We start from the raw sequence: 3,905 nt of genomic DNA on the forward strand, positions 1-3,905 counted from the left end.
GCACGCGCCCCGCGCCGTCCGCGCCGACCCCCGCCCGCCCAGATCCCCCCGCCCGCGCGCCCGGGCGACCACCGCGCCCTCGTCGTCGATGACGTCGAACTTGGCGCCGGCAACGGCGACCTCGGGATCGCGCAGGGAATCGACCTGCGCCGAGAGGCACTCCGGGGTGATCAGGTCGTCGGCACAGACGAGTTTGACCAGATCACCGCGGGCCTGGCTCATCACCCGATTCCAGTTGTCGACCATCGGCAGCACGGTGTCGTTGGTGCACAACCGGATTCGCTCATCGTCGAAGGACCGCACCAGGTCACCGGTGCCGTCGGTGCTGGCATTGTCGAGCACGACGATCTCGAAGTCCGCGAAATCCTGCGCGCGAATCGACTCGATGGTCTCGACAATCGTGCGTGCCGCGTTGAATGCCGGGACGCACACCGACACCGGTACCCGCACCACCGCACATCCTCCACAACACTCATCGGGCCTGCGCCGCGCGACGCGGACCCGTTTCGGGCACAGTACCCGCCCGGCAACCGAGATTTACATCGACATCGGTGCACATCGTGTTACCGAACTCGTGGTCCGGGTACTCGTAAGGCCCGCACTGTGCCGCCGGGTTAGCGGCGCAGCGGAAGCCCAGCTAACATCGCGGAAGCAAGATCGGCGAAAGTGTGGGAAGCGTGAGCGAGACCGACCCGGCGGACACGGGCGACGCGGCCCCTGGGCGTCCGGCGATGTCCGGGGTGAATATCGCCGATCATCTGCGCCAACTGGTTCGCGCCCTGCCGATCGCCCTGGTGGTCGCAGCCCTCGTCGGCGGTGTGGTGTGGCTGGTCCGCGACGGCAGCCCCCGCACCTACGAGGCGAGCCTCACCGCGCAGATCTCCCAGCAATCCATCGGCGCGGTGTTCAACGAGCTGACCCAGCCCTACATCGTGCTGGTCACCCAGAGCCGGGTGCTCTCGGATGTGGTGAAGAACGGGCTGGCGCCCTCGGAGAACGACCTGCGGCCGAGGGTGTCGGCGATGACCGGGCCCGCACCGTCGCTGCTCATCATCAAGGCGCAAGCCGGGTCACCCGAGCAGGCCGAAAAACTGGTGCTGGCGGTGCAGCAGTCGCTCGACAGTGCCGCGTCCCAGATGCGCACCGAGGCCATCGCCCGTTCGGCCGCCGATCTCGAGGTGCATCGGCGGGCCGTCGAGGACACCTTCACCAAGCGGCTGGCCGAGGATCCGCTGCGCCCGGAACTCAGTTTCGATGCCAGGGATGTGGCGCGCGAGATGGAATTCCGCCAGGTTCTCGGCATGCCGCGCCTGACCGTGATCGCCAATCCGACCTCGGAACTTGTCGCCCCGCACCCGGTCCAGGAAGGCCTGTTCGCGGGGCTGGCCACGCTGATCATCGTCGCCGAGACGGTGGTGCTGGCGCGCGGTGCGCTCAACCGCCGCATTGGTGGTGCCGGCGGCCGAACCGGTGGGTCGCGGCGCCGCCGGAAAGCCGGGACCGCGGTCGCCACAGCCGCCCCTGTGCCCACGGCGGCACCCGGGCCGACATCCGGTCCCGCCGAGCCGGCGGCCCGGGCCCCGGCCCCGGCCCCGGCCCCGGCCCAAAAGCGTGACACCAGGACCTCGACGCCGGTGGCGTACGACCCCGAGACCACGGTGCTGCCGCGGCAATGGCCGGTCCGTACCACCCCGGTGCCGAGAACCACCGGATCGCGCGACGTCTAGACATGGCGTTGTCGCGCATGACCTCCCCCGCACCGGCCGACATGTCGCGCCTGACATTGGGCCCTGTTCGCCACGGCGACAGCATCGTCCGCCTGCGGCCGCCGCGGATGTCGGACTTCACGCAGTGGCGCGAGATCCGGCTGCGTGACCGCGCGTTCATCGAACCGTACTGGGGTACTTCACCACTGAGCTGGGAGCAGCGGCACAGACCCCGGCACTGGGCGCGGGAGTGTCTGGTCGCCTGGTCCGATATGCGGGCCGGGCACCGGTACGCCGGGGTCATCGAGGTCGACGGCCGGTTCGTAGGGCAGATGGAGTACTTCGTCATCGACGCGGCCTCGGCGACCGCTGAACAGAGTGGCTGGATCGACGCGCGGTGGGCAGGCCGCGGGGTCATGGCGCAGGTGGGCGTGCTGCTGCTCGACTACATGTTCAGCGCCCGTGGTATCACCCGGGTGCTGGCACCGGTCTCACCGGACAACCGCCCGGCCCTCCGTTGTGTGCGCGGCCTCGGCTACCGCCACCAAGCCACCATGGCACTGGCCTACGACGCCGGTGGGGCGCCCCGGGATCACACCTTGTCGGCGATCACCCCGGCCGACCTCGCAGCGCGGGACCTCCCCGCCCTCATCCCGGCCGAATCGGTCTCGGTCCCAGTCGTTTCCAGGTCTGGCGGTGTGTCGCCCGCAGCAGTCGCGCTCGCCGCCGCCAGGCTGTTCGCTTGGACGGCCCGCGAGCGTCTGCGACGCTACGTGCCCGCCGAACCCGTGTCCCTGGTGGTCGCCGATCACCCGAATGCCGTGGTGCGCACACTTGCCCGCACGGATCGATCGGCCTGGCGACGAGCCGCGACAGCCCACCGCGCGCGGATCACGGTGGCGGTCGGGCCCGCCGAATGGGAACGCAGGCACCGTCGGGCCGGGTGGTACCGCGCACGGTGGTACACCCGATTCGGTCTCCGGTCACCGGTGGGACTGCACCTGGTGCTGCACGTGAACAATTGCTACGCGGGCGAATTCCGCCTGGGCGACTCCCTGCTGCCGGGTCAGGCCACCAGCCTGTTCACCTGGGCCGACCCCGATCTCGCCGATTCCGAACTCTGGCCCGCAGCGCTGCGGGCGGTCACCGAGTACGGGTTCACCGAGCTCGGGCTGCGGCGGATCGCGGCCGAGATTCCGGTCGACGACACCGTCACCTCCGCTGTCGTGGCCGCCGCCGGCTTCGTGCACGAAGGCGTCCTGACCGACCATCGTGGCCCCACCGGGCTGTACACCGACCACGGTTTGTGGGGGCTCACCTGATGCGCAGTTTCGAACGCAGTGCCGCGATCCAGGCTCGCCTGCACGACCTGGTTCCCGGTGGGGCGCACACCTACGCCCGTGGCGCCGACCAGTACCCCGAGCAGATGGCACCGATCCTGGTGCGCGGCAAGGGCGCTCGCGTGTGGGATGTCGACGGCAACGAGTTCGTCGAGTACGGGATGGGATTGCGTTCGGTCACCCTGGGCCACGGCTACGAGCCGGTAGTCCGCGCGGCCACCCTCGCCGCCGCCGACGGCATGAGCTTCTCGCGGCCCACCGAACTCGAACTACTCGCCGCGCAAGACTTCCTGGACCTCGTGCCGGGCGCCGACATGGTGAAATTCGCGAAGAACGGCTCCGACGCCACCAGCGCGGCGGTGCGGCTGGCCAGAGCCGTGACCGGCCGGACCACGATCGCCGTCTGCGATCAGCCGTTCTTCTCCGTCGACGACTGGTTCATCGGCACCACCGACATGGCGTCCGGGATCCCCGCCGTCGACACCGTGAAGTTCGCCTACAACGATCTCGACGCGCTCGCGGCGACGCTCGCGGGCGACACCGTCGCCGCCGTCTTCCTCGAGGCCGCGACAGCCATGGCGGAGCCGATTCCCGGATACCTGGAAGGTGTTCGCGGCCTGTGTGATCGGCACGGCGCGCTGCTGGTGTTCGACGAGATGATCACCGGCTTCCGCTGGTCGGCCGGTGGTGCGCAGGCCGTGTACGGGGTGACGCCGGACCTGTCGTGCTGGGGCAAGGCGATGGGCAACGGATTCCCTATTTCCGCGCTCGCTGGAAAGCGCGAGTACATGGAACTCGGCGGCCTGCGTACCGAGCGCGACCGGGTCTTCCTGCTGTCCACCACGCACGGACCCGAGAC

At 69.7% G+C, this 3,905-nt stretch carries 4 protein-coding genes; 3 read left to right on the forward strand and 1 reads right to left on the reverse strand.

The window, feature by feature from the left end:
- A partial coding sequence (locus ACFWPJ_RS26960; protein ID WP_378855413.1) for a glycosyltransferase family 2 protein occupies positions 1-453 on the reverse strand: 453 nt, incomplete at its 3' end.
- Between the two features lie 224 nt (positions 454-677).
- Between ACFWPJ_RS26960 and ACFWPJ_RS26965 the strand changes: the two genes are divergently transcribed.
- The 3 genes from ACFWPJ_RS26965 to ACFWPJ_RS26975 all read left to right on the forward strand — a co-directional run.
- Positions 678-1,727, forward strand: coding sequence for a hypothetical protein (locus tag ACFWPJ_RS26965; protein ID WP_378855415.1), 1,050 nt, complete (start codon positions 678-680; stop codon positions 1,725-1,727).
- A gap of 2 nt (positions 1,728-1,729) precedes the next feature.
- Positions 1,730-3,028, forward strand: coding sequence for a GNAT family N-acetyltransferase (locus ACFWPJ_RS26970; protein ID WP_378855416.1), 1,299 nt, complete (start codon positions 1,730-1,732; stop codon positions 3,026-3,028).
- The coding region (locus ACFWPJ_RS26975) for a glutamate-1-semialdehyde 2,1-aminomutase (RefSeq protein WP_378855417.1) at positions 3,028-3,905 on the forward strand (878 nt) is incomplete at its 3' end. The genes ACFWPJ_RS26970 and ACFWPJ_RS26975, both read left to right, overlap by 1 nt.

This window comes from Nocardia sp. NPDC058497, from assembly GCF_042720195.1.
Lineage (GTDB): Bacteria > Actinomycetota > Actinomycetes > Mycobacteriales > Mycobacteriaceae > Nocardia.

Excerpts from the sequence above, each read along its gene's own strand:
- ACFWPJ_RS26970 (WP_378855416.1), top strand. The coding sequence starts at position 1,730 with ATGGCGTTGTCGCGCATGACCTCCCCCGCACCGGCCGACATGTCGCGC.